The sequence below is a fragment of the Bacillus sp. FSL R5-0709 genome (genome assembly GCF_038004785.1).
Classification (GTDB): domain Bacteria; phylum Bacillota; class Bacilli; order Bacillales; family Bacillaceae_G; genus Bacillus_A; species Bacillus_A mycoides.
Map to the genome: position 1 here is coordinate 1,908,953 of NZ_JBBORT010000001.1, position 20,940 is coordinate 1,929,892.

A 20,940-nucleotide genomic window follows, 5' to 3' on the forward strand; every position below is an offset into this window, starting at 1 on the left:
AACCCTAGGGGGGAAGCCCAGAACAGTAAAAGTAGTAGTAACTATAGCTGAAAAAAGGTGATAATACCCAGAATGTGTAAGCGCTTTACTGAAAGACAATATACCTAAAAAAAGAAACAATATCTTTATTGTGTAGGCGATTGAAAAAAACTATTCTAAACATAAGTGAAAGCGGTACCTTTTAGGTTTTGGTATATTTTAAAAATTAATGTGCAGGTATTGTCTTTAACTAAAATTTAAAATTCAAAGGAGGAGAGGAATTGGAGAATAAGCATTTCAAGAGAGCTTTTAATACCCTTCTTGCACTTGTGCTAATTGTACCAACATTTTTAGTGAGCATGATTGTGCCATTACATGTAGGAGCAAATATGTCTAATCCATGGGTCACAATTTCATCTGGAGGAAACGAAATCAATGCAATAATAGAACAAAATGGGAAGTCCTATGCTAGGCTTGGAGCAGGTGCCGGAAATGATAATGGGGCTAAAGCTGCAATTTTTCAAGAACAAAATAAAGTCGCTAAAGAATCGGGAACGATGGCGTATACCTTTACTCCAGAAACCAAGGGAGAAGATACTAGATTTGGTTTCTATCCTCATTATATTGACAATAATAACTTCGTTTTTGTAGGCTACGACTCAGTTGGATGGTTCTATGAATACAAATATCAAGGAAAAGGTGATTGGTTAAAAACGAGACCGAATGTTCCACTTCCAGAGGCTGGGACCTCACATTCCATAAAAATTGATTATAACGGAACCACTATGAATATTACATTAGATGGAAAAGATTTATTTGGATCAGTTACGTTACCTAATGATGTAAATAACCTCCTTACAGGTAAGGAAGCGGTTAAACTCGGTGCTTTTGGAGATAAAAAAAGTCAAGTACTCATTGAATTAGGAAATGCACCTGGGGATGGAGGCACGGATCCAGGAGATGAAAAACTTGTCGACATTACGGATAATAAATTAGAAGAAGGCGACTTTAAAATTATCTCAGGAGACGGAAAAGTTACTTATAATGAAGATGGTTCAGCAACTTTCGGTGTTACATCTACCCAAAAGAATCGAATTGTATACAACCAAATGAAAGCGATTAAAAATGGTGTTTTTGAAGCGGATGTTACTACTAATACTGATAAGATGAATCGCTTTGGATTAATCTATCGTGTTCAAAATGCATCTTCATACACATATGTAGGAACAGGGGATACGAACGATCAGTATTTTGGTGAAACATTTGGACCTATAAACAATTGGACGTCGATGACTTCAAACGTGCCCTTAAAAGCAAAACAAACATACCATTTACGTTTAGTATTCATGGACGATGTTGCAACGTTATACATTGATGGTAAAAAGGTAGATTCTTGGACTTTAACAGGTGGTGTAGATCAAGCGGGGGGACTTGGGTTTGAAAAAAGCCGAGGAGCTGCCGATATTATGATTTCTAATATTAAAATCAAGGAATATAGTGCGCCAAAACCTCCAGATACTCCACCAGTAGAAGATACATTAAAGTCAAAGTATATGGATGTCACTATTGACCAAGTATTCCCGCGAGTTGTGAAATACAAAGTTGGCGATAAAGTAATGAATGGGCAAGAATCACCTGTTTACGGATTGAAAGTAAATGGTGCACTATACTATCCTAAAGTAAGCTTTGAAAAGTTAAGCGATAGTGAAGTGCTATATACATTAAAAGTTGTGGATGAAATTAAAAATCTTGATGCTGTATTTAAAGTATCTTTGAAAGTAAATGATAATAAAGTTATTTATAGTTTCGATGAAATTAAAAATAATGGTAGTGCAAAAATTGAAACAGTTGAGTTTGCTGATATGAACGTTATCTCAGTAAATTCGGAGCAAAAAGGTGCAAAAGCTAAATTAACGAATATTAGTACTGATGTTAGGAAATCAGGTGATGTGGATGTGAGCGTAGATTCTTCTATGGAGGAAATAGGTACATCTACTAAAAATTATACTGCATTTTTGTCAACTGACGAATTGAGTGCAGGTGTATGGTCTAGTTCAGAAGTGGATGGCTATAAAAACTTAGTTGCAAATCGATATGTAAATAAAAATGGTGCGAAAGCAATGGGGATAGGTTCTAGTGCACTCTATTACCAAAGAGATTTTATGCCAGAACCACAAAAAAATAAGCCAACTATTAAAATAGCTATCGCTAAAGATTTGAATACTGATAATAAGACAGATTGGCAGGATGCGGCGATTGCATACCGTGATATTATGCAAGACATTAAAGGATATCAAGATGTAAACAATAATGTTGGAATGCGTATTGCCATGAATTTCGGATCACAAGTACAACAACCATTCTTAAAAACAGCAGATAATGTTAAAAAGGTTGCTCTTGCTACAGATGAATTGGGGCAAGCTGTTTTATTAAAAGGATATGCAAACGAAGGACATGACAGTGGTCATCCGGATTATGGCAATGTGGGTGAGCGTATGGGCGGTGTTAAAGATTTGGATACGCTTATTAAAGAGGGGCGTAAGTATAATACCCAATTTGGTGTCCATATAAATGCGCAAGAAGTTTATCCTGAAGCGAAAGCTTTTAACAATGATTTTATTGATCGTCCAAATTCTTTAGGATGGGGATGGTTAGATCAATCTTATACAATTAATAAATTAAAAGATTTGTATTCTGGAGCGCGTGCGAAAAGACTAGATGAATTGAAAGCTGCTGTTTCAGATCTTGACTTTATTTATTTAGATGTATGGTATCAAAATCAATGGGAATCAAATAGAATAGCAGATCAATTTAAAGATAGGGGCTGGAGACTAACAACGGAATTTGGTGGTTCTATGGCCAATTATTCAACGTGGCAACACTGGGCTACCGATAAAAACTACGGTGGACCGGAAAGCAAAGGTATCAACTCAGAAGTACTGCGCTTTATTAGCAATCACCAAAGAGATTCTTGGGTGTTAAATTGGCCTGAAGTAGGTGGAACTGCTGATCATCCATTGCTTGGTGGATTTGAATTAGCTGGCTTCGAAGGGTGGCAATCTGATAAGAATTTTGAAAGTTTTATTCGCATGACATTTGATACTAATCTACCTACTAAATTCTTACAAAAATATTATGTAACGAATTGGACAGATGTAGAAGGTGATAGAAGCAAGACAAACTTAGAAAAAGAAATAAAATTGAAAGACCCAAGTAATGGGGATGTTGTCGATGTAACTAGAAAAGACAATTCTAGGGAACGTGTTATTAAACTGAATGGAAATGTTATACTTGATGGTCAAGCTTATTTAATTCCTTGGGTGAAACAAGACTTTAAAAATCCAACTTCTAATTCTGAAAAACTGTATCACTGGAATTTGGAAGGTGGTACAACTACTTGGACACTTCCAGATGAATATAAGGGTGTATCTAGTGTTTATGTATACAAACTGACGGATCGCGGTAGAGCAGATATGAAAGAAGTCAAGGTAGTAAATAATAAGGTAACTTTGACAGCTAGTGCGGCAACTCCTTATGTTGTTGTACCAAAAAGAGATAAAGGTTTGGAAATCCTTGACTATGATTGGAGCAAGGGTGCTCATATATATGACGCGGGATTCAATACAGGAAAAGTAAGTGCATATACAACTATTCAAGGTGATAACAAAGCTGTAAGCGTCGTTAGAACGAATCAAACTGGAAGCAACCGTAATTTAAGTAGTGGAGATTACTACTTGAATATTGATAGTCCGTCAAAAGATACAACTGTTTCCCGTGTTCTTACTGGTTTGGAACCAGGTAAAGATTATGTAGCAGAGGTATATGTTGAAAACAATAGTGATGTAAAGGCTGGAATTATGGTAACAGGTGGGAAAGAAGACGTTAGCAATTACACACTTCGCAGCCTGCAAAAGAACTATGTTAAGGCTGATTCACATGCTTCAAATGATGGATACAATAGCAAAATGCAAATCATGCAAGTGAGCTTTACAGCTGCATCTAATAAAGCTACATTAACTCTCAGCCGTGATTCTGGAAAAGGAAACACAAAATTTGATGATATTCGGATAGTTCAAAAGTCCTTAAAGAATCATGTCTCACCGACGGAATTTAAACAAGATTTTGAAACGGTGGTACAAGGAATTTACCCATTAGTTATTGGTAACACAGAAGGTATAGAAGACAACAGAATTCATTTGTCGGAATTGCATGCTCCATATACGCAAAAAGGCTGGGCAGGTAAAAAATTAGTCGACGATGTATTAGGTGGGAATTGGTCTGTTAAAGTGAACACTGGAAATAAAGGGTTGCTGTACCGTACTATCCCTCAAAATTATCGTTTCGAACATGGCGTAACTTATAAAGTATCATTTGACTATCAAACAACAGCAAATGCATTCCGCTTTATTTCAGGGGATCAAGAAATTGATGTTCGAGACATTGCGAGTGCAAAGGGATTGAGTGTGAATAACACTCTTACTGCATCTACTGATACAAAAACAGCAGAGTTTACTGTGACAGGTTCTGAGAACGGTCAAACTTATGTCGGAATTTTCAGTGATGGAACGAATTTAGACGGGGATACCGGAGCAGGTACGTTTATTTTAGATAATTTACGTATTGAAAGGCTAGCTGCAGGGGGAGAGACACAGAGGTAAAGGTCTAGATTTAAGTTAAAGGTAGTTTTATAGTTAGTGTAATATCGTGAATGAAAGGAGGTTGACCCAAAAGTAGCTGAGTAGCTATATGGGTTAACCTCTTTTTGATATAAGTATGTCACCACAACCAAATTACGAAAAGAAAGGAACGATTCTCTTATGTTTATAGAGTATAAAAAAATAAGGTGTCTCCAAAAGATCATTTGTAATGACCTTTTGAGACAACCTCTTTCTATTTATAACAACTGATTCTATTTATTTGACACTACTTCAATAACTAGATTATCAAGCATAATATCTTTGTAACCATTAAAGTTAGCTTGCGAGCCTTTCACACCGTTAGTAGTAGCTGCTTTATTAGTGGAATAAATGCCAAACCAGCTTTGTCCCGATTTATCTCCTGTTAAAGTAAAGGAATATGTGCCAGCTTTTGCATTCTTATCACTGCTTGCGGTTGATTTTAATTCCTCCTTAGTTAATACTCCTTTTTCTTCAAATGGAGCATTACCTGACACTACTGCATACGTTCCATCACTACCTGCTTCATAATCAAAAGTAATTTTATACGTTACCCCTGGTTTAAATGTGAAATTTTGAGGGATAGTTTGGTACACAAGAGAATCACCTTCCGTTAGTCCATTCGTTTTAAGTGACCATTTACCTGCGATAACATCATTTACTATTTTTTGGTTCCAACCTCTTTGCGTATATGGTGCATTTAATTCAGACAGGTGTGTTCTATTATCTTCTACGCCTTCAATATTACCAATTACAAACGGATAGATGCCTTGTACAACATTTTCAAAGTCTTGTACAAATTTATTACTGCTTACTTGGTTTTCAGCACTACTTTCCACGATGCGAATATCATCAAAGTAACTTGCACCATTTCCAACATCTCTAGATAACTCAATGGTTACATCTGATGTTTTTTTACCAGTTTCAAAAAACACATACATGTTTTGGAAGTAACTTGTTCCATCCACAGTTGAAGTCATTTGACCATCAGCTTTTGCTTGCTCAGAGCCTAGTGTATTATGTGCGTATGCTCTTACATAGTTTTTAGCGATAGATTTGCCAGTACTATTTGTATACTTTTTGTCGTTAGAAGTAATCGTTATGCTTGCTTGCGCTTCACTTCGGTTGTCTATACCAACATATGCAGCATATTTTGTATTTGGTTTTAGTCCTGTTAATTTTTGGGTAACATTTACTTTCTTTTTATTATTGGAGATTGTTAGCATATTATTATTACCTTCACTCTTCGTAATCTTAACTGCTTTTGAGTCTCCTTTGATTTTCCAATCTTTTAGGGAATTGCTGTTAAATCCAGTATCTATAAGATGCATTCCTTCACTCCATTTAACATCTTTGTTGGATTTTGGCCCTTTATAAATTACATATGCAGTAGATTTTTTTGCATCTAATGTGATTTTTCCATTTTCAATTTTAACATTTTTCATATTCTCTTTACCTAATTCTGTTAACTCATACACTTTAACTGAACCTTGCCAACCAGTTGGAACAGTCCATGTTGTTTTTCCACCGTTTGTGTTCCAGTGATATAATTTTTCATTCTCTGTTGATAATTTTTGGCCATTTTGATCCCAAGACCATGGAAATAAATACTTTTCGTCACCAGGTCTACCTTCAAATATTTGCTTACCATTTAATGTCATAGTTCTTGTTCGATAACCATCTTTATCATTTGCAAAATCATTCGATTTTCTTTCAATTGAAAGTGTATTTTCACTTAATTCGTCCTTTAATACCGTCTTCATACCTGGTACCCAGTTGTAAGTTTGTTGTTTATCATCTATCATTTCAACTGCTTTTCCATCTTCCCACTGTGTTACTTTATAATGTTGAATGAATTTGGTTGGAATATTCACCGCAAATAAGTTATCAATATACGCTTTGTAGTCACTTCTACCTTGCCATCCTTCAAAGTCTTTCATACTGTAGCCGCCTAATAATGGAGCATCCGCGTCGCCTCCATACTTAGGATAGTTACCAATCCATGCATCTTTTTGATGGTTTTTAATGAAACGAGTGATGGTACTATTAATACCTTTTAGGGTATAGCCACCATAAGTTAAATCGGCTGCCCAGTGTTGGAATGTGGAATCATACTCGTTCGCATATCCCCACTCACTGCCTAAGCGCCAACCTAAACTGTTTATTTCTTTACTTAATTGACGACTCGGCCATGTACTATTATCACCTGACTGTCCATTACCCCAAACGTCTACATAAATAAAATCTAAATCATTCTTCTTGCCACCAAGAGTATCATATAAATCTTTGAATCGTTGCGCTCTGCCATTTCTTAAATCATAATCAGCATTAATGTTTATTCCTTGATCAATCCAGTTCCAACCATACTTATAAGTTCCATCTGGATTTTTTAATAAACGATCTTCTTGGAAATATTTTGACTCTGGATATGTTTCACTTGCATTCACATGAACACCAAAAGTTGCCCCATATTCTTTACCCTTTGTTAGCAATGTTTTCATGTCCTTTGCACCGCCAATTCGGGTTCCAATGTCAGCATAATTTAAATGACCAGAATCATGCCCTTCACTACCATAACCTTTCAGTAGAATAGATTGTCCTAGTCCATCAGTATTTAAATGAAACTTTTTCACTCCGTCTAAAGCCATTAAGAAAGGATTTTGGGCTTGACTGCCAAAGTTCATGTTAACACGGTAACCAACTAAGTCTGGAACCTTTTCTGCCCCTAGAGGTTCGTTCATAATTTTCCTATAAGCAATTGCTCCGTCTTGCCAGTTTATCTTTTTATCATCATTAGCGTCAGCAGTAATGATAACCTTCACAGACGGCATTTCATCTACCTTATTAACTGTCCCATCCTTTAGCTCTAGAGTGCCATCTTCTTTACGATGTTCTTCTGACTTTTGATACGTCCAGAATGTACTACTTAGACCAATTGTTTTTTTTCCTGCACTATTAGTCGTAGCATTAGCCGTAATTCTTTGTGCATCAGTCTTTGCAGCATAGGAATCTGGAGCCAATTTTTTTACTAAACTATTCTCCGTATTAGACCATATACTTGCACTTAATTCATCAGTAGAAAGAAAAGCATACATATATCCTTTTTGCTCTTCATCTTTCGTAATTAAATTTTCATCAACCTTTACCTGTCTGTCACCATTGATATGTGTATTTGTTGACATCTGTACGCCATCTAGCACTGCATCTTTTTGACTGTTATTTACAGAAATTAAATTATGATTTGGAATTTCAATAGTTTTTACGATATTGTTGTCGACGATCTTTGTAATATTAAATTCTAATATATTCTCTTTAACAACCATCTCAGCAGTAATAACCGCAGAGATATTGTTATTAGTATCTATTAACGTCATCTCATATACAACTTTATCTGATGAAACTTTTGCTTTTACTTTTGGTTTTACTGCTACGTCATTAATAAGGATTGTATCTAATGCTTCAGTCTGTCCGTAAAAAGTCTTTCCTGCTCCATTTCCAGATTTTAAATCGTATTGAATGACTCTTGGAAAATTCACATCAACAAGAACGTTCATTTGATTAGATGAAATAACCGTATGTGGACTTTGTGGAATGATTTGACTTGCAGCTTGTTTAGTATCCGTTGTTCCCTCAGCGTGGATTAGGGAACCATTTGTAAAACAAGTAGAACCTACGACACAACCCGTTACAAGTGTTGCAATTGTCCTCCTGAACTTCTTTTTTGATTTTTTCATATGTACCCCCTCGTTTCCATTTTGGCACTTTTGATATTTATGGTTCTTCACAGGTATAGATTACTTTATGGTCTATTAAACTTAATATTTTGATAGAATGTGAAGCCTGTATAGTAGTTGAGAATCTATTAAAACCAGAAGTAGTTTCCAATATCTATCTGTACCCATAGATTACTTTTTGTGAAACGCTTACACAAGAGAGATATTGCTCTGTTTTTTAGAAATATTGTTTTTTGTAATGTTGAAAATAAGATAAATAAAAAATAATCCTGGCTTATAAAGCTAGGAGATCCGTCTTATTTTATTTGAGAAGCTCATTAAAAATTAAACGGCGGCGATACCGGAGCAGATACGTTTATTATTAAAGGGGTGGCTTTAGGGGGAGAGACACAGAGGTATAAAGGTAGTTTTATAGCTAGTGTAATGTTGTGATTAAAAGGTCTATCTCGGTGGAGATAGACCACATTGTGTTCATTGAATCGTCGGAAATAGTTCTACCAGAAATGTTACTTTTTATGTTTTTAGTGAGATGTTAAAAATGAAAAGCAAGATGTCTAAAAAATACGACAAGATGTTGATTGTAGAAGTGTTTTTACGTACGTATAATGTAACAAAATAGCTTGCTAAACGTGCGATTCAAGTATGCTAATAGCTTCTTCGGAGAAAGCGAAATGTATATTAGGCTGGTGGTTATCCCGTACGTCTGTTCATAAAATTATAAAAGGTACATGGAACTCGTATCGCAACAACATAAACCGATATAAGGCTAGAGGAGGTAAATGCTGATGATATATCAAGTTATCCAGCAGTTAATTGATCGTGCTATTGAAATTCAATTGATTGAACAAGAAGATGCAATATATACAAGGAATAAAATCCTTTCCTTACTTCGTTTAGATGACTTTGTAGTGGAAGCGTCAGCGCCCGCATCCGCAAAGAAAGCAATTTCGGAGTTATTGGAAGAGTTAATTGAATATGCTTGTATGCATAAAGTCATTGAGGAAGTACTGGATGAGAAGGAGATTTTAGCAAGTGCAATTATGGATGTTTTTATGTCCAAACCGTCCGTTATCAATGCTCTATTTTATGAAAAATACGAACAAAATCCGAAGGCTGCGACAGATTACTTCTATGAATTAAGTAAAAACAGCAACTATATCCAAATGAAGCAAATTGCCAAAAATATAAATTATAAAGTAAATACGGAATACGGTACCATTGATATAACGATTAACTTATCAAAGCCGGAAAAAGACCCAAAACAAATTGCAAGAGAAAAAGTATTGGAAAGTACGGGTTATCCAAAATGTTTACTCTGTATTGAGAATGAAGGATATATGGGCAGAATTGGACATCCTGCACGCTCGAATCATCGTATGCTTCGTATGAATCTTACAGATGAAAGCTGGTTTCTACAGTATTCTCCGTATATATATTTCAATGAACACTGTATTGTATTGTCCTCAGAACACCGCGATATGAAAATTGACCGTCAAACATTTTTACGCTTGTTAAAATTTGTAGAAGAATTCCCGCATTATTTCCTTGGTTCTAATGCAGATTTGCCAATTGTAGGAGGATCTATTCTAACACATGACCACTATCAAGGCGGAAACTATGAATTTGCTATGGCAAATGCATCGAACGACCTGGTCTTTGAACTAACCAACTTTCCAGCAATCCAATGTTCTATTGTTAAATGGCCCATGTCAGTTATTCGTTTAAGAAGTAACGATATAGAACAAGTAGTAAATGCAGGGGAGTACATATTAGAGAGGTGGAAGGGATATAGTGACCCTTCTGTTAATACATTTGCATTTACGAATGATGTTCCACATAATACGATTACGCCGATTGCCCGCTACCGGAATGGTATGTACGAATTGGATCTAGTTTTGCGAAACAATTGTACCAGTGAAGAACATCCGCTAGGTATTTTCCACCCTCATGCGGAAATACAACATATTAAAAAGGAAAATATCGGTCTGATTGAAGTAATGGGGTTAGCTGTACTTCCTGCTCGTTTAAAAACAGAACTTCAGGAAGTGGAAAAATTCTTACTTAACATTCCAAGTGATATTCCATCGCCTCATATACGATGGGCAGAACAACTAAAAAACAAATATGACAATCGGATAAATGAACAAAATGTACAGGAAATTATAAAAGAAGAAGTGGGACGGAAATTTATACAGGCGCTTGAAGATGCTGGTGTTTTTAAACGAGACGAAGAAGGGATATCGGCTTTTAAACGTTTTATTCAGAACTTAAATTAGGAATGGATCTGGTAGTTATGGTGATTACAAATGACCTAATTATATGATAAGGGAGGTAATAATATGGAGGAGTGTGAGCATAAGCAACTACAGGAATTGAAACAGATAGGTGGCCCTATATTAATGATGTGTATAAAATGTAATCAAATAATTAAAGTGTCCAAAGGATCCAGTACAAAAATAAAGTAAAAAGAATGAAACGCATATATTCCTAGTGTGTGATGAACAAATTTCCGACTGATTAGAGTTGCATTTTATTAAAAGAATAGCAAAAACTAAAAAACATCTCATATTCATATGAGATGTTTTTTAGTACGGTTCTGTTGCATGTACTACAACATCTAATAAACCAGGGAATCTAGTATTTAAATCTTCTTCACGAATTGAAATGAAACGTTGCGTTCCCTCAAGTCGTGTAAACATAACACCAGATTCACGTAACACTTTGAAATGATGAGATAAAGTTGATTTCGCAATTGGAATGTTTAACGCACCACAAGATTGTTCATTTTTCTCTAGTAGCATAGTTACAATTTGTAAACGAATTTGATCGCTAAGTGCATATAAGACAGAAGAGAATTGAATTTCTTCTCGATTTGGATGATAGAGAGTACGCATTTTTTCACCTGCTTGTATAAGTTAATATATTTGCACTATAACATATAAAGTGGTATATTTCTATTGTTCGAATATAATCGAACAATAGAAATATAGGGGGGTAAAAAATGAAGTATACAAAATTGCAAAAGGCAGGACTAAATATTTCGAAGTTGGGGTTAGGAACAAACGCTGTTGGGGGACATAATTTATATGCTGATGTGAATGAGGAAGAAGGAAAAAGATTAATAGAAGAAGCAATTCAGCAAGGGATTACATTTTTTGATACAGCAGATTCATACGGTTTCGGTAGATCCGAGGAATTGGTAGGAGAAGTATTAAAAGGAAAACGCCACGAGTTTGTACTTGCTACAAAAGGTGGAATTCAACCGTTATTAAATGGAGAGGTTCATATTAATAATGAACCAAGCTATTTAAGAAATGCTGTGGAAAATAGCTTAAGAAGATTACAAACTGATTATATTGATTTATATTATTTACATTTTACAAATCCTGAAACAAGTTACATAGATTCAATTGGAGAACTTACTCGCCTAAAAGAAGAGGGGAAAATTCGTTCAATTGGAATATCTAACGTAAATGTAGAGCAATTAAAAGAAGCGAATCAGCACGGACATATAGATGTTGTACAATCACCGTATAATATGTTGGATCGTGCTGCTGGGGAAAAACTTTTGCCATATTGTATAGAATCAGGTATTTCATTTATACCGTACGGACCTCTTGCTTTTGGGATACTAGGCGGGAAATATACAGAAGATTTCAAATTAAACGAAGGCGATTGGCGTCAAAGTGTAAATCTATTTGAAGAAAATACATATAAAAATAACTTTAAAAAAGTTGAGATGTTAAAAGCTTTAGCTAAAGAAATGAATCTTGAAGTATCACATTTAGCGTTAGCGTGGCTATTAAATAAAAAAGGAATTGATACTGTTATTCCTGGTGGGAAACGAGCGGAGCAAATAAGAGAAAGTGTAAGAGCAGTGGATGTTTCATTGAATGAAAAAGTTATGAAAGAGATTGAATCTATTTTAGAAGATTAGTTAAAAAGAGAAGAAATACATGAAGGAGCTTTTGAGTGCAGGGGGTAAAAAAAGTAGACAAATAATAGAAATGTATTGTAATAAAATTATGGGGAATCCAAAAATAAAAATCCCTAAAGAGATAGGGATTTATATATCGGCATATAGTTCCTTGGAAAAGGATATACTTAGTTTAACATATAGGACTACTTATATTTGTGAAATAGATGTGAAAGTAATGTGAAAAATGCCGTAATAAAAAGCACTGTTTTAGCTAAAACAGTGCTTTTCGTTTAGATTGAACTGTTGCCGCATTTTCATCATGTATTCCTGCTTCTTCAATAATTCGTTTTTTTACTTTATTTAATAGATGGTCTACTGCCTCACCAAAATAGTTAGCTTCGCTTTTTGTGCGGGCTTCTCGTAAACATTTATAGTTTTCTAGCAGTTCCTCTTTTTCGGTGTTTGTTAAGAAATCTTCTATTTTCTTTTTTGTCATACGAAACACCCTTTCTTCTGACAAACGACGCAATAGAAAATATTTATTTTTTATTATAACAATAATTTTTAGAGAAAGTATAGACTAACGTCGTAATAGTTTGTCAATTTCTTGGATTTTCTCATCAGCTTTCCCAATTTGCGTATTTTTAGCCTGTTCACCACCAAGAGCTTGGTGAAGTAAAAACGTTTGACCGGAAATAGCGGTCACAATGGAGACTTTTATAATTTCTTTTATTAAGGTGACATCGAATAAAACGAGTCCAAGAAGTGCGGCGAGGCTACCTGTAAAAATATCAGTTAAAAATCCAAAATGAAAAAAAGTTTTTAAACGGCGTGGAAGCAATAACTTGCCTTGGTTATTGATTAGATGGGAAACGAAGCCAGTAATGCCACCAACGAGAACTGCGGTTAGCCATTGATACATTTCCATCGAATCCACTCCTTTTAGTGAATAAGATTCGATAATTTTATATTGATTCCTTTTAATATTTCATATAAGCATATTGAGAAAGTTTGTTTAGGTTTATTTCGTATTCAATTTAAATATAACAGAAAAATCTGATATATTTCAGTCTATTATATGAAGCGGTTATTCCTTAATATGAATGTAGAAAGGGGTGCGTGATATGAATATAGATTATCGAATAAGAAGTGTAGATGGTTATACAAAAAATATAGGGGAATTAGTAAGCATGCTGGAACATACGAGGGCTGTAACATTACAGGAAATAAACGAGCTATCAGTTGAGCAATTAGATTTAATTATGCCGAGTGGAGGGAATTCCATCGGAGCGTTACTAAAGCATATAGCAGCTATTGAAAAAGCACATCAGCTTATTTCATTTCAAAAGCGTGACTTTACAAAAGAAGAATTAGAAATATGGGAAGATGCACTGTATTTAGGGGAAGCAGGGAAATCTATTCGTGGCTATGACATACCGTATTATGTACAACTTTTGCAAAAAGTGAGAGAAGAAACACTAAAGTGTTTGAGTGAACAAGATGACGAATGGCTAATGTCAGAAAGAAAGTGGCCTAATGGCGTAGCGTATAATCAGCACTACCTTTGGTTTCATGTGCTAGAAGATGAAATTAGTCATCGCGGACAAATTAAAATGCTAAAAAATAAGTTATTTGAAAATTACGTTAAATAAGGTAGCTTTTTAATGGGATATTCCATATAATGAGAGTAATTAAAATTAGAACGGGGTGATGTATTATGGCGAAATTAACTTATATGAATAATAAACCAAATACAAAGGTGGACGGAAAGGGCGATACTCTATAAGTGAGCGCACAATCCTTCCACTAAGTTCAAACTAGGGAGGATATCAATTTGGATCAAAATATTTTAGAATCTTTCGGATGGGATTCTTTTTTTGAAGAACAAGCTGTAGAGAACTATGAAGTAGGGCGTATTTTACTTGAGCATAAGCATATATATCGGATTATTTGTAATGATGGTGAATATGTAGCGGAACTGTCTGGGAAGTTTCGTCATGAAGCGTTAACGAAGGGAGATTATCCGGCAGTTGGGGATTGGGTATATATAAAGAAAATAGAAAATGAGAAAAAGGCAATTATTCACCGTATTTTTCCGAGAAGAAGTTCTTTTTCAAGACAAGAAGCTGGTAACAGAACTGAAGAACAAATTATCGCAACAAATGTAGATTATCTATTTTTAGTGAATGCACTTAACCATGATTTCAACGTAAGAAGGATGGAACGTTATTTGCTGGTGGCTTATGAGAGCGGTGCAATGCCTGTTATTGTTTTAACGAAGAGTAGTTTATGTGAAGATGTGGAACAGAAAATTGCAGAAACTGAAGCGGTAGCAATCGGTGTTCCTATATTTGTTGTTGATAGCTTAGTGTACGTCGGAATAGAATTATTGCAACAATTTGTTTCACCAGGAAAAACAATTGCTTTAGTTGGATCTTCAGGTGCAGGGAAATCTACTTTATTAAATGCATTAATAGGAACAGATGTAGCAAAAACCGGAGATATACGTGAAGAAGATAGTAAAGGAAGGCATACGACAACTCACCGTGAATTGTTCCAATTACCGAGTGGCGGTTTAGTAATTGATACGCCTGGTATGAGGGAACTTCAGCTTTGGGAAGGAAGCACGGCAATTCAAACTACATTTTCCGATATTGAAGATCTTGCAAATACTTGCCGCTTTCGAGATTGTAAACATGAAGGTGAACCAGGATGTGCAGTGCGAAATGCTATAGATAACGGAACTATACCCGTAGAGCGCTTACTAAGCTATAAAAAGCTGCAAAGAGAATTGGCATATGTTATGAGAAAACAAAACATTACTCTGGCAAGGGCGGAACGAGATAGATGGAAAAAGATTTCTAAACAACATAAAAAAATGTAAAAAACCAATGGGCTGGTTCCTTTGGTTTTTTGTCTTTGTAAATTTTATAATAATATTATTCATATATATAGACAAAGGGAGAATATTTGTTTAAACTTTACAAGGTGTTTATCAAAAACGAATTGTAAAAATAGAGGATAGGGAATGGGATATATTCATAATTGGTTATTTATCTTTAAAACTTAATATTTAAATGTAGGAGGTTTATAATGAGTAAACTGTTAAGGTGGTTTCGAGATATAAAAGTAGCAAAAAAGCTATTAATTTCATTTTTGATAATTTTAATTGCGGCTGTCTCTATTATTGGAGGAATGTCTTATCAAACGGCTAAAAAGAATTTTGAATCACAAATTACGAGTAGTGCTCACGATAATATAAAAATATTAGATAATCTAATCAATCAAATGATTGAGGCGAAATTTAACGAAGTAAATAACTTTGCACGAGTGATTCATAGTGATATGTATCAAGGAGATAATCAAGATGAATTAAGAAAGGTATTATCTCAATATATTAATTTAAATAAAGATATTGAACAAGTATATGTTGCCGGCAATGATAAGAAGTTTGTGCAAGAACCAAATATACAAATGGCAGCAGATTATGATCCAACAACTCGTTCTTGGTATAAAGATGCAGTGAGTAAACAAGGTGGAATCGTGGTCACTGAACCGTATAAGGCGAAAGGAAATGGACATATTGTCGTAACGATTGCGAAACAAACAGAAGATAAAAATGGTGTTGTTGCGGTAGATTTAAGTTTAGAGAATTTATTGAAAACAACAAAGTTAATCAATATTGGTAAAAAAGGATATACTTTCATTTTAGATGGAAAACAAAAAATAATTGCGCATCCTCAAGAAAAACCAGGAGATAAAGCAGCTGATTCTTGGGCAAAGAGAATTTACGAAGATAATCAAGGCACTTTTTCATACACGTATGATGGTAGTGAAAAGAAAATGGTATTTGCTACAAACTTAAAAACAGGTTGGAAAATCGGTGGAACGATGTACTCAAATGAAGTAATTGAAGCTGCTCAGCCTGTATTTTATAATATGTTAATTGTTATGCTTATTTCATTAGTTGTAGGAGGGGCACTTATTTATTTCGTAACTCTTTCTATTACAAAACCTTTAAAGAGATTAGTTGCCACTTCTAAAGAAATAAGTGAAGGAGATTTAACGCAAACAATTGAAATTCATTCAAACGATGAAATCGGTCAACTTGCAAAAGGTTTTAATGAAATGACAGATTCACTAAGAACGTTAATTGGAAGAATTAATACTTCAGCAGGGCATGTTGCAGCTGCATCTGAAGAGTTAACAGCAAGTGTGAGACAAGCGAGTGAAGCGACTGAACAAATTACATCAGCAATGGATGAAATATCAAGTGGTGCAACGACGCAAACAGCAAGCGTAGAAAATGGTGCTATGTTACTGTTTGATGTAACAGAAGGGATTCAGCATGTAGCAAATAGCTCATCATCTATTAATACTGCTTCTGCTCACACTCGCGAAAAAGCAGAAGATGGTGGAAAGCTAGTTGGAAAAACAGTAAATCAAATGCAATCTATTGCGGAATCTGTTTCACAGTCAGATGCTGTTATTCAGTTGTTGAATAACAAATCAAAGCAAATTGGTGATATTTTAGAAGTTATTCAAAATATTGCAGATCAGACAAATCTTCTAGCTTTAAATGCAGCAATTGAGGCTGCAAGAGCTGGTGAGCATGGAAGAGGCTTTGCAATTGTTGCTGATGAAGTACGAAAATTAGCAGAACAATCTAGTGTATCATCAAGTGAAATTAGTAAATTAATTTGTGAAATACAAGATGATATGAGTAAGACAGTAAAATCTATGAATAATGTAAATGAAGAAGTGCAATCTGGACTTGTTATCGCAAATGAAACAAAACAAAATTTCACTGAAATTTTACAATCTACAAATGAAATTGCTGACCAAATTAAAACGATGGTTGAAACAGCTAATGGGATGTCAAAAGGTGCAAATGAAGTATCTATTTCGGTTGGTCAAATTGCTATGACGGCACAAAATAATGCGACGAGTACACAAAGTGTTGCAGCGTCAGCTGAGGAGCAGTTAGCTTCTATGGAAGAAATTGGTTCTGCGGCTGGTACACTATCTCAAATGGCTGAAGAGTTACAAGTATTAATTGAAAGATTTAAAGTATAAAAAGGGGAGGCTGTCTCAAAATAGCATTAGTGCTATTAGAGACAGTCTTTTAGCTGATACACGGATTAGAGGTTCAATGTATTTAATGTTTGTCGAAAAATAGAGGAATTTGTTAAGCGGGTGTATAATTAATATAATATAGACTACGTTTAAAGGAGATCAGTATGGGAGTGTATTGGGGAACGAAAAGACATTCTTGGCTTAGCTATGTCTCGTTTTGGTTAAGCATTTTATTCTTTGTTGCTTTTTTAATTGAAGTGTTTGTATTTAAAACACTTTCAAATAGCTCATTACAAATCGTTAAATACTTTTATTTTATATTTGTTCCATTAAATATCATTCTTAGTTTAAGGTTATTATTTAAGAAGAATGAAAAGAAAATATTACCGATTTTTAGTTTAATTGTATCACTATTATTTGCAAGTTTAATTATATTGTTAGCATTAGCAGCTACAGGAAAAGTCTTATGAGGAGAGTGATATAAATTACTCTTCTTTTTTGTGGTTTTTTAAGAGTTATAAGTAGTGTGTAGGAAATAAGGAAAGTGATAAGTTATCAGTAAGAGGACGTATTAGTGAATAGAGAGTGAACTGAAAATACTATATGTTTTGTATGTGTTTATAAAGCAAATGAATGCAGTAAGATTCGTGATATATGGTACAATAAACATGGATAGTGATAGAGATAAAGGGTATATAAAATACTCATCGTTTTTTAGTAAGAGAGGGGTTATCTTATGCTATACGAGGATTTGATGACATTATTCCAAGCTGCTCCGATAAAATTAGATAGAGGCGGCTGGAAATATATAATCCAGGAACAAAATGATAATTATGAAATTGTTGATGAAATGTTAAAAAAGCAAATGAATGTTGAATTGTATTTTAATGAGTATGATGAGGTGAAAATCACTTTATATAAAGATGGAAGCCCTATTACTACTATGCAAAGAATTGCTATTTCAAAAGTTGAGTTGGATGAAGAGGAAGACGGCATTCAATTCGTATTGGAACGCATGCCAAGTCGAATGATTCGTTTGCAATTAAAGCCATATCTTGCAGTAGAAATGGGGCCGTACTGGGAAGTATGTGAAGACTGTGAATGAAGATGAAAAACATCCGTATACACGGATGTTTTTTTATGTTTTTTGAAGTTGTTTAAAGGCAATAATCGGTAGTAAAATGATGCTCACCCAACCGATAATAGGGTATAGAATATGAAGTAATTCACTATATCCAATGAAACTAAAGCAATAACTAATTAGTAATATGAAGTAAATAATGTTATTACTTTTCCATCCGGTAATGGATTGCATTTGTTTTGTCATCCCGAACACATTACCAACTAAAGTTGTGAACACTTCACCGAAAATAATAAGAACAAAGAAAAAGTGAAAAGTTGCATTAAATCTTCTTATGACTTCAGCCATTGGGATATTGTATTGATAAAATTGGTCGACTGATAAGATAGCTAAATGGCTGCATAATAAAATTAAAGAAAGTCCTGCACCACCTAAAATTCCACCCCACAAAATGGCTTTTCGATCTTTTACTTCACTGGCTAACGGGACGAGAACGCTTTGGGCGAGCGAAAGATTTAAAGCGACATATGTAATAGGGCTAGTAATCCACTTCATATTCCAGCTCTCTGCAGGAATAGTATTACTAATAGGTGTTGTACTATGGAAAAAGGTTGTAATAGCGAGTCCGATAATAAAGATCATCATAATAGGTACGACAAGCGTATTTACTTCAAAAACACCTTGTAATCCCCGGCTCCCAATAATGAGGCAGGCGATGACTGTGATGAAAATACCAAGTTGTCTCGGGAGACGAAGTTGTTCTTCAAATACTGCCCCGGCTCCTGATAACATAACGCTAGTTACGCCAAATAATACGAGTAATAATAAAGTATTTACGACATTTCCAAATACATCCCCAAATAAATATTTATTAAATTCTTGCGCTGAAAATGCCCCGATTTGTGATGAAAGTAACATCATTTTTGTACCGAGCCAAATAAAAAAAAATCCACTTATACATATGCCAATGGTTCCGTACAATCCGTTAACTGTAAAAAATTCGACAATTTCTCGCCCAGTAGCAAATCCAGCTCCAACGACCGTTCCGATATAAGTAGCAGCGACTTTCTTTGCTACTTGCCATTGTTGATTGTCCATGTTATCCCTCTTTCTTCTATGATGAGCTTGACTTACTATTATGCATATGTGTGAGCTTGGACAATTAGACATATGAAGTAGTTGAAAGGGTACATGAATTATATGATATTAGGGAAATATTAAGGTTGTTAAAACTTTGTTACATATAAGCTGTTCATTCAAAAGAATAGGGAATGTATGGTAAAATGAAGTTAGGTCATTAAAAGATAGTAACATGATAAGAGGAGTGGATTGTATGAGTACGAAAACGAATGTTGTTGAAGTATTAAACAAGCAGGTAGCAAACTGGAATGTATTATATGTCAAACTGCATAATTATCATTGGTATGTGACAGGACCGCACTTCTTTACATTACATGAGAAATTTGAAGAGTTTTATAATGAAGCAGGAACATACATTGATGAGTTAGCAGAGCGTATTTTAGCGTTAGAAGGAAAACCGTTAGCGACAATGAAAGAGTATTTAGCAACTTCAACTGTAATCGAAGGGACAAGCAAAGAGTCTGCAGAAGAAATGGTGCAAATTTTAGTAAACGATTTTTCTGCACTTATTCAAGAATTAAAAGAAGGTATGGAAGTAGCTGATGAAGCTGATGATGAAACATCGGCTGATATGCTATTAGCAATTCATACGACATTAGAACAACACGTATGGATGTTAAGTGCATTCTTAAAATAAACATAAATGGATTAAAGAAAAACTCTGTTGAAAAATTCTTTCAATAGAGTTTTTTATAATTTTTCAGTTTTCTTTTATGCTATAATATAGTAAAAAGGAGGCGATACAATGTTTCGCTTTTTCAGAACTGGAAAAGAAGATAGGGAAATTACGAAAGATGAATTAGAACAAGCGATGGCGAAGTTTCTAGAAACGAATGCTAATATCGTTTATACAGTTTTAGTAAATGATGATTACACAGTAAATTATGATTTGTTAAAGCCCTATTTACCTGCATTTCCAACAAATTTTTTTCTGATAACGAAGGAAACGCTTGAAGTATTTGAACATACAGAAGAAAATTTAAACCTAGTTAAAGAAATTGATATCGTACAAAAGGCCGTAGATCAATATGTAACAGAAAAAGAAATGTTCCCAATTGTTGAAGATAGCGAAGATCGCCTCATATGCAGAGTGAAGCTAGGACCATATTTAAATCGTATATTAAAAAGAAACTTATATATTTCAGAAAAGCATTATTTAGTTTCAAGTAAACCAGATAAGAAAAAAAAGAATAGTGGGCAGATGTTATGAGAACAACAATAATATTATTGTTGTCTTTTTTTAATTAAAATATTGATTTTTCAGTTTATTTAACTTTATACTACAACTAGTGGATAGGAAGGAGTGGTGTATTATGCGTATACATACATTAACTA

16 protein-coding genes are annotated in these 20,940 nt (G+C 34.5%); 11 read left to right on the forward strand and 5 right to left on the reverse strand.

The window, feature by feature from the left end; translation table 11 throughout:
* Window positions 1-260 precede the first annotated feature (260 nt).
* The gene (locus tag MKX37_RS09815; RefSeq protein WP_078422282.1) at window positions 261-4,637 is read left to right on the forward strand and encodes an endo-alpha-N-acetylgalactosaminidase family protein; all 4,377 of its coding nucleotides are present in this window, start codon (window positions 261-263) and stop codon (window positions 4,635-4,637) included.
* 251 nt (window positions 4,638-4,888) lie between these two features.
* Here MKX37_RS09815 and MKX37_RS09820 read toward each other — a convergent pair whose 3' ends face one another.
* Complete coding sequence (locus MKX37_RS09820) at window positions 4,889-8,389, reverse strand: endo-alpha-N-acetylgalactosaminidase family protein (protein ID WP_078422281.1); 3,501 nt, start codon at window positions 8,387-8,389, stop codon at window positions 4,889-4,891.
* A 785-nt stretch (window positions 8,390-9,174) separates the two neighbouring features.
* Between MKX37_RS09820 and galT the strand changes: the two genes are divergently transcribed.
* Window positions 9,175-10,665 carry a UDP-glucose--hexose-1-phosphate uridylyltransferase gene (galT, locus tag MKX37_RS09825; RefSeq protein WP_078422280.1) on the forward strand — a complete coding sequence of 497 codons (1,491 nt, stop codon included), beginning with the start codon at window positions 9,175-9,177 and terminating at the stop codon, window positions 10,663-10,665.
* 309 nt (window positions 10,666-10,974) lie between these two features.
* Here galT and MKX37_RS09830 read toward each other — a convergent pair whose 3' ends face one another.
* A complete protein-coding gene (locus tag MKX37_RS09830; RefSeq protein WP_002012403.1) occupies window positions 10,975-11,283 on the reverse strand; it encodes an ArsR/SmtB family transcription factor in 309 nt (102 codons plus the stop codon).
* A gap of 107 nt (window positions 11,284-11,390) precedes the next feature.
* Between MKX37_RS09830 and MKX37_RS09835 the strand changes: the two genes are divergently transcribed.
* Together MKX37_RS09835 and MKX37_RS09840 are read left to right on the forward strand one after the other, a co-directional pair.
* Window positions 11,391-12,326, forward strand: a complete 936-nt coding sequence (locus MKX37_RS09835) for an aldo/keto reductase (protein ID WP_078422279.1) — start codon at window positions 11,391-11,393, stop codon at window positions 12,324-12,326.
* Window positions 12,327-12,345: 19 nt separating this feature from the next.
* The gene (locus MKX37_RS09840; RefSeq protein ID WP_002126967.1) at window positions 12,346-12,549 is read left to right on the forward strand and encodes a hypothetical protein; all 204 of its coding nucleotides are present in this window, start codon (window positions 12,346-12,348) and stop codon (window positions 12,547-12,549) included.
* Window positions 12,550-12,579: 30 nt separating this feature from the next.
* On the opposite strand, the gene MKX37_RS09845 is transcribed toward MKX37_RS09840, so the two are convergent.
* Window positions 12,580-12,804 carry a hypothetical protein gene (locus MKX37_RS09845; protein ID WP_002012407.1) on the reverse strand — a complete coding sequence of 75 codons (225 nt, stop codon included), beginning with the start codon at window positions 12,802-12,804 and terminating at the stop codon, window positions 12,580-12,582.
* 84 nt (window positions 12,805-12,888) lie between these two features.
* Window positions 12,889-13,236 carry a DUF4257 domain-containing protein gene (locus MKX37_RS09850; RefSeq protein WP_000426320.1) on the reverse strand — a complete coding sequence of 116 codons (348 nt, stop codon included), beginning with the start codon at window positions 13,234-13,236 and terminating at the stop codon, window positions 12,889-12,891.
* A 196-nt stretch (window positions 13,237-13,432) separates the two neighbouring features.
* On the opposite strand from MKX37_RS09850, the gene MKX37_RS09855 reads away from it, so the two are divergent.
* From MKX37_RS09855 to MKX37_RS09875, 5 genes are all read left to right on the forward strand, one after another.
* Complete coding sequence (locus tag MKX37_RS09855; RefSeq protein WP_002168592.1) at window positions 13,433-13,960, forward strand: DinB family protein; 528 nt, start codon at window positions 13,433-13,435, stop codon at window positions 13,958-13,960.
* A gap of 182 nt (window positions 13,961-14,142) precedes the next feature.
* A complete protein-coding gene (rsgA, locus tag MKX37_RS09860) occupies window positions 14,143-15,192 on the forward strand; it encodes a ribosome small subunit-dependent GTPase A (RefSeq protein ID WP_002086103.1) in 1,050 nt (349 codons plus the stop codon).
* A 209-nt stretch (window positions 15,193-15,401) separates the two neighbouring features.
* Window positions 15,402-17,384, forward strand: a complete 1,983-nt coding sequence (locus MKX37_RS09865; protein ID WP_002012412.1) for a methyl-accepting chemotaxis protein — start codon at window positions 15,402-15,404, stop codon at window positions 17,382-17,384.
* 164 nt (window positions 17,385-17,548) lie between these two features.
* Window positions 17,549-17,854 carry a hypothetical protein gene (locus MKX37_RS09870; RefSeq protein WP_063226474.1) on the forward strand — a complete coding sequence of 102 codons (306 nt, stop codon included), beginning with the start codon at window positions 17,549-17,551 and terminating at the stop codon, window positions 17,852-17,854.
* Between the two features lie 266 nt (window positions 17,855-18,120).
* Window positions 18,121-18,489: a DUF3979 family protein gene (locus MKX37_RS09875; protein ID WP_002126974.1), complete on the forward strand. Its 369-nt coding sequence runs from the start codon at window positions 18,121-18,123 to the stop codon at window positions 18,487-18,489.
* Between the two features lie 33 nt (window positions 18,490-18,522).
* On the opposite strand, the gene MKX37_RS09880 is transcribed toward MKX37_RS09875, so the two are convergent.
* Window positions 18,523-19,563: a YkvI family membrane protein gene (locus tag MKX37_RS09880; RefSeq protein WP_063226475.1), complete on the reverse strand. Its 1,041-nt coding sequence runs from the start codon at window positions 19,561-19,563 to the stop codon at window positions 18,523-18,525.
* A gap of 235 nt (window positions 19,564-19,798) precedes the next feature.
* Here MKX37_RS09880 and MKX37_RS09885 point away from each other — a divergent pair, with 235 nt between their 5' ends.
* Window positions 19,799-20,242 carry a Dps family protein gene (locus tag MKX37_RS09885; protein ID WP_002012416.1) on the forward strand — a complete coding sequence of 148 codons (444 nt, stop codon included), beginning with the start codon at window positions 19,799-19,801 and terminating at the stop codon, window positions 20,240-20,242.
* A 108-nt stretch (window positions 20,243-20,350) separates the two neighbouring features.
* Complete coding sequence (locus MKX37_RS09890) at window positions 20,351-20,815, forward strand: DUF3939 domain-containing protein (RefSeq protein ID WP_002012417.1); 465 nt, start codon at window positions 20,351-20,353, stop codon at window positions 20,813-20,815.
* Window positions 20,816-20,940: the final 125 nt, after the last annotated feature.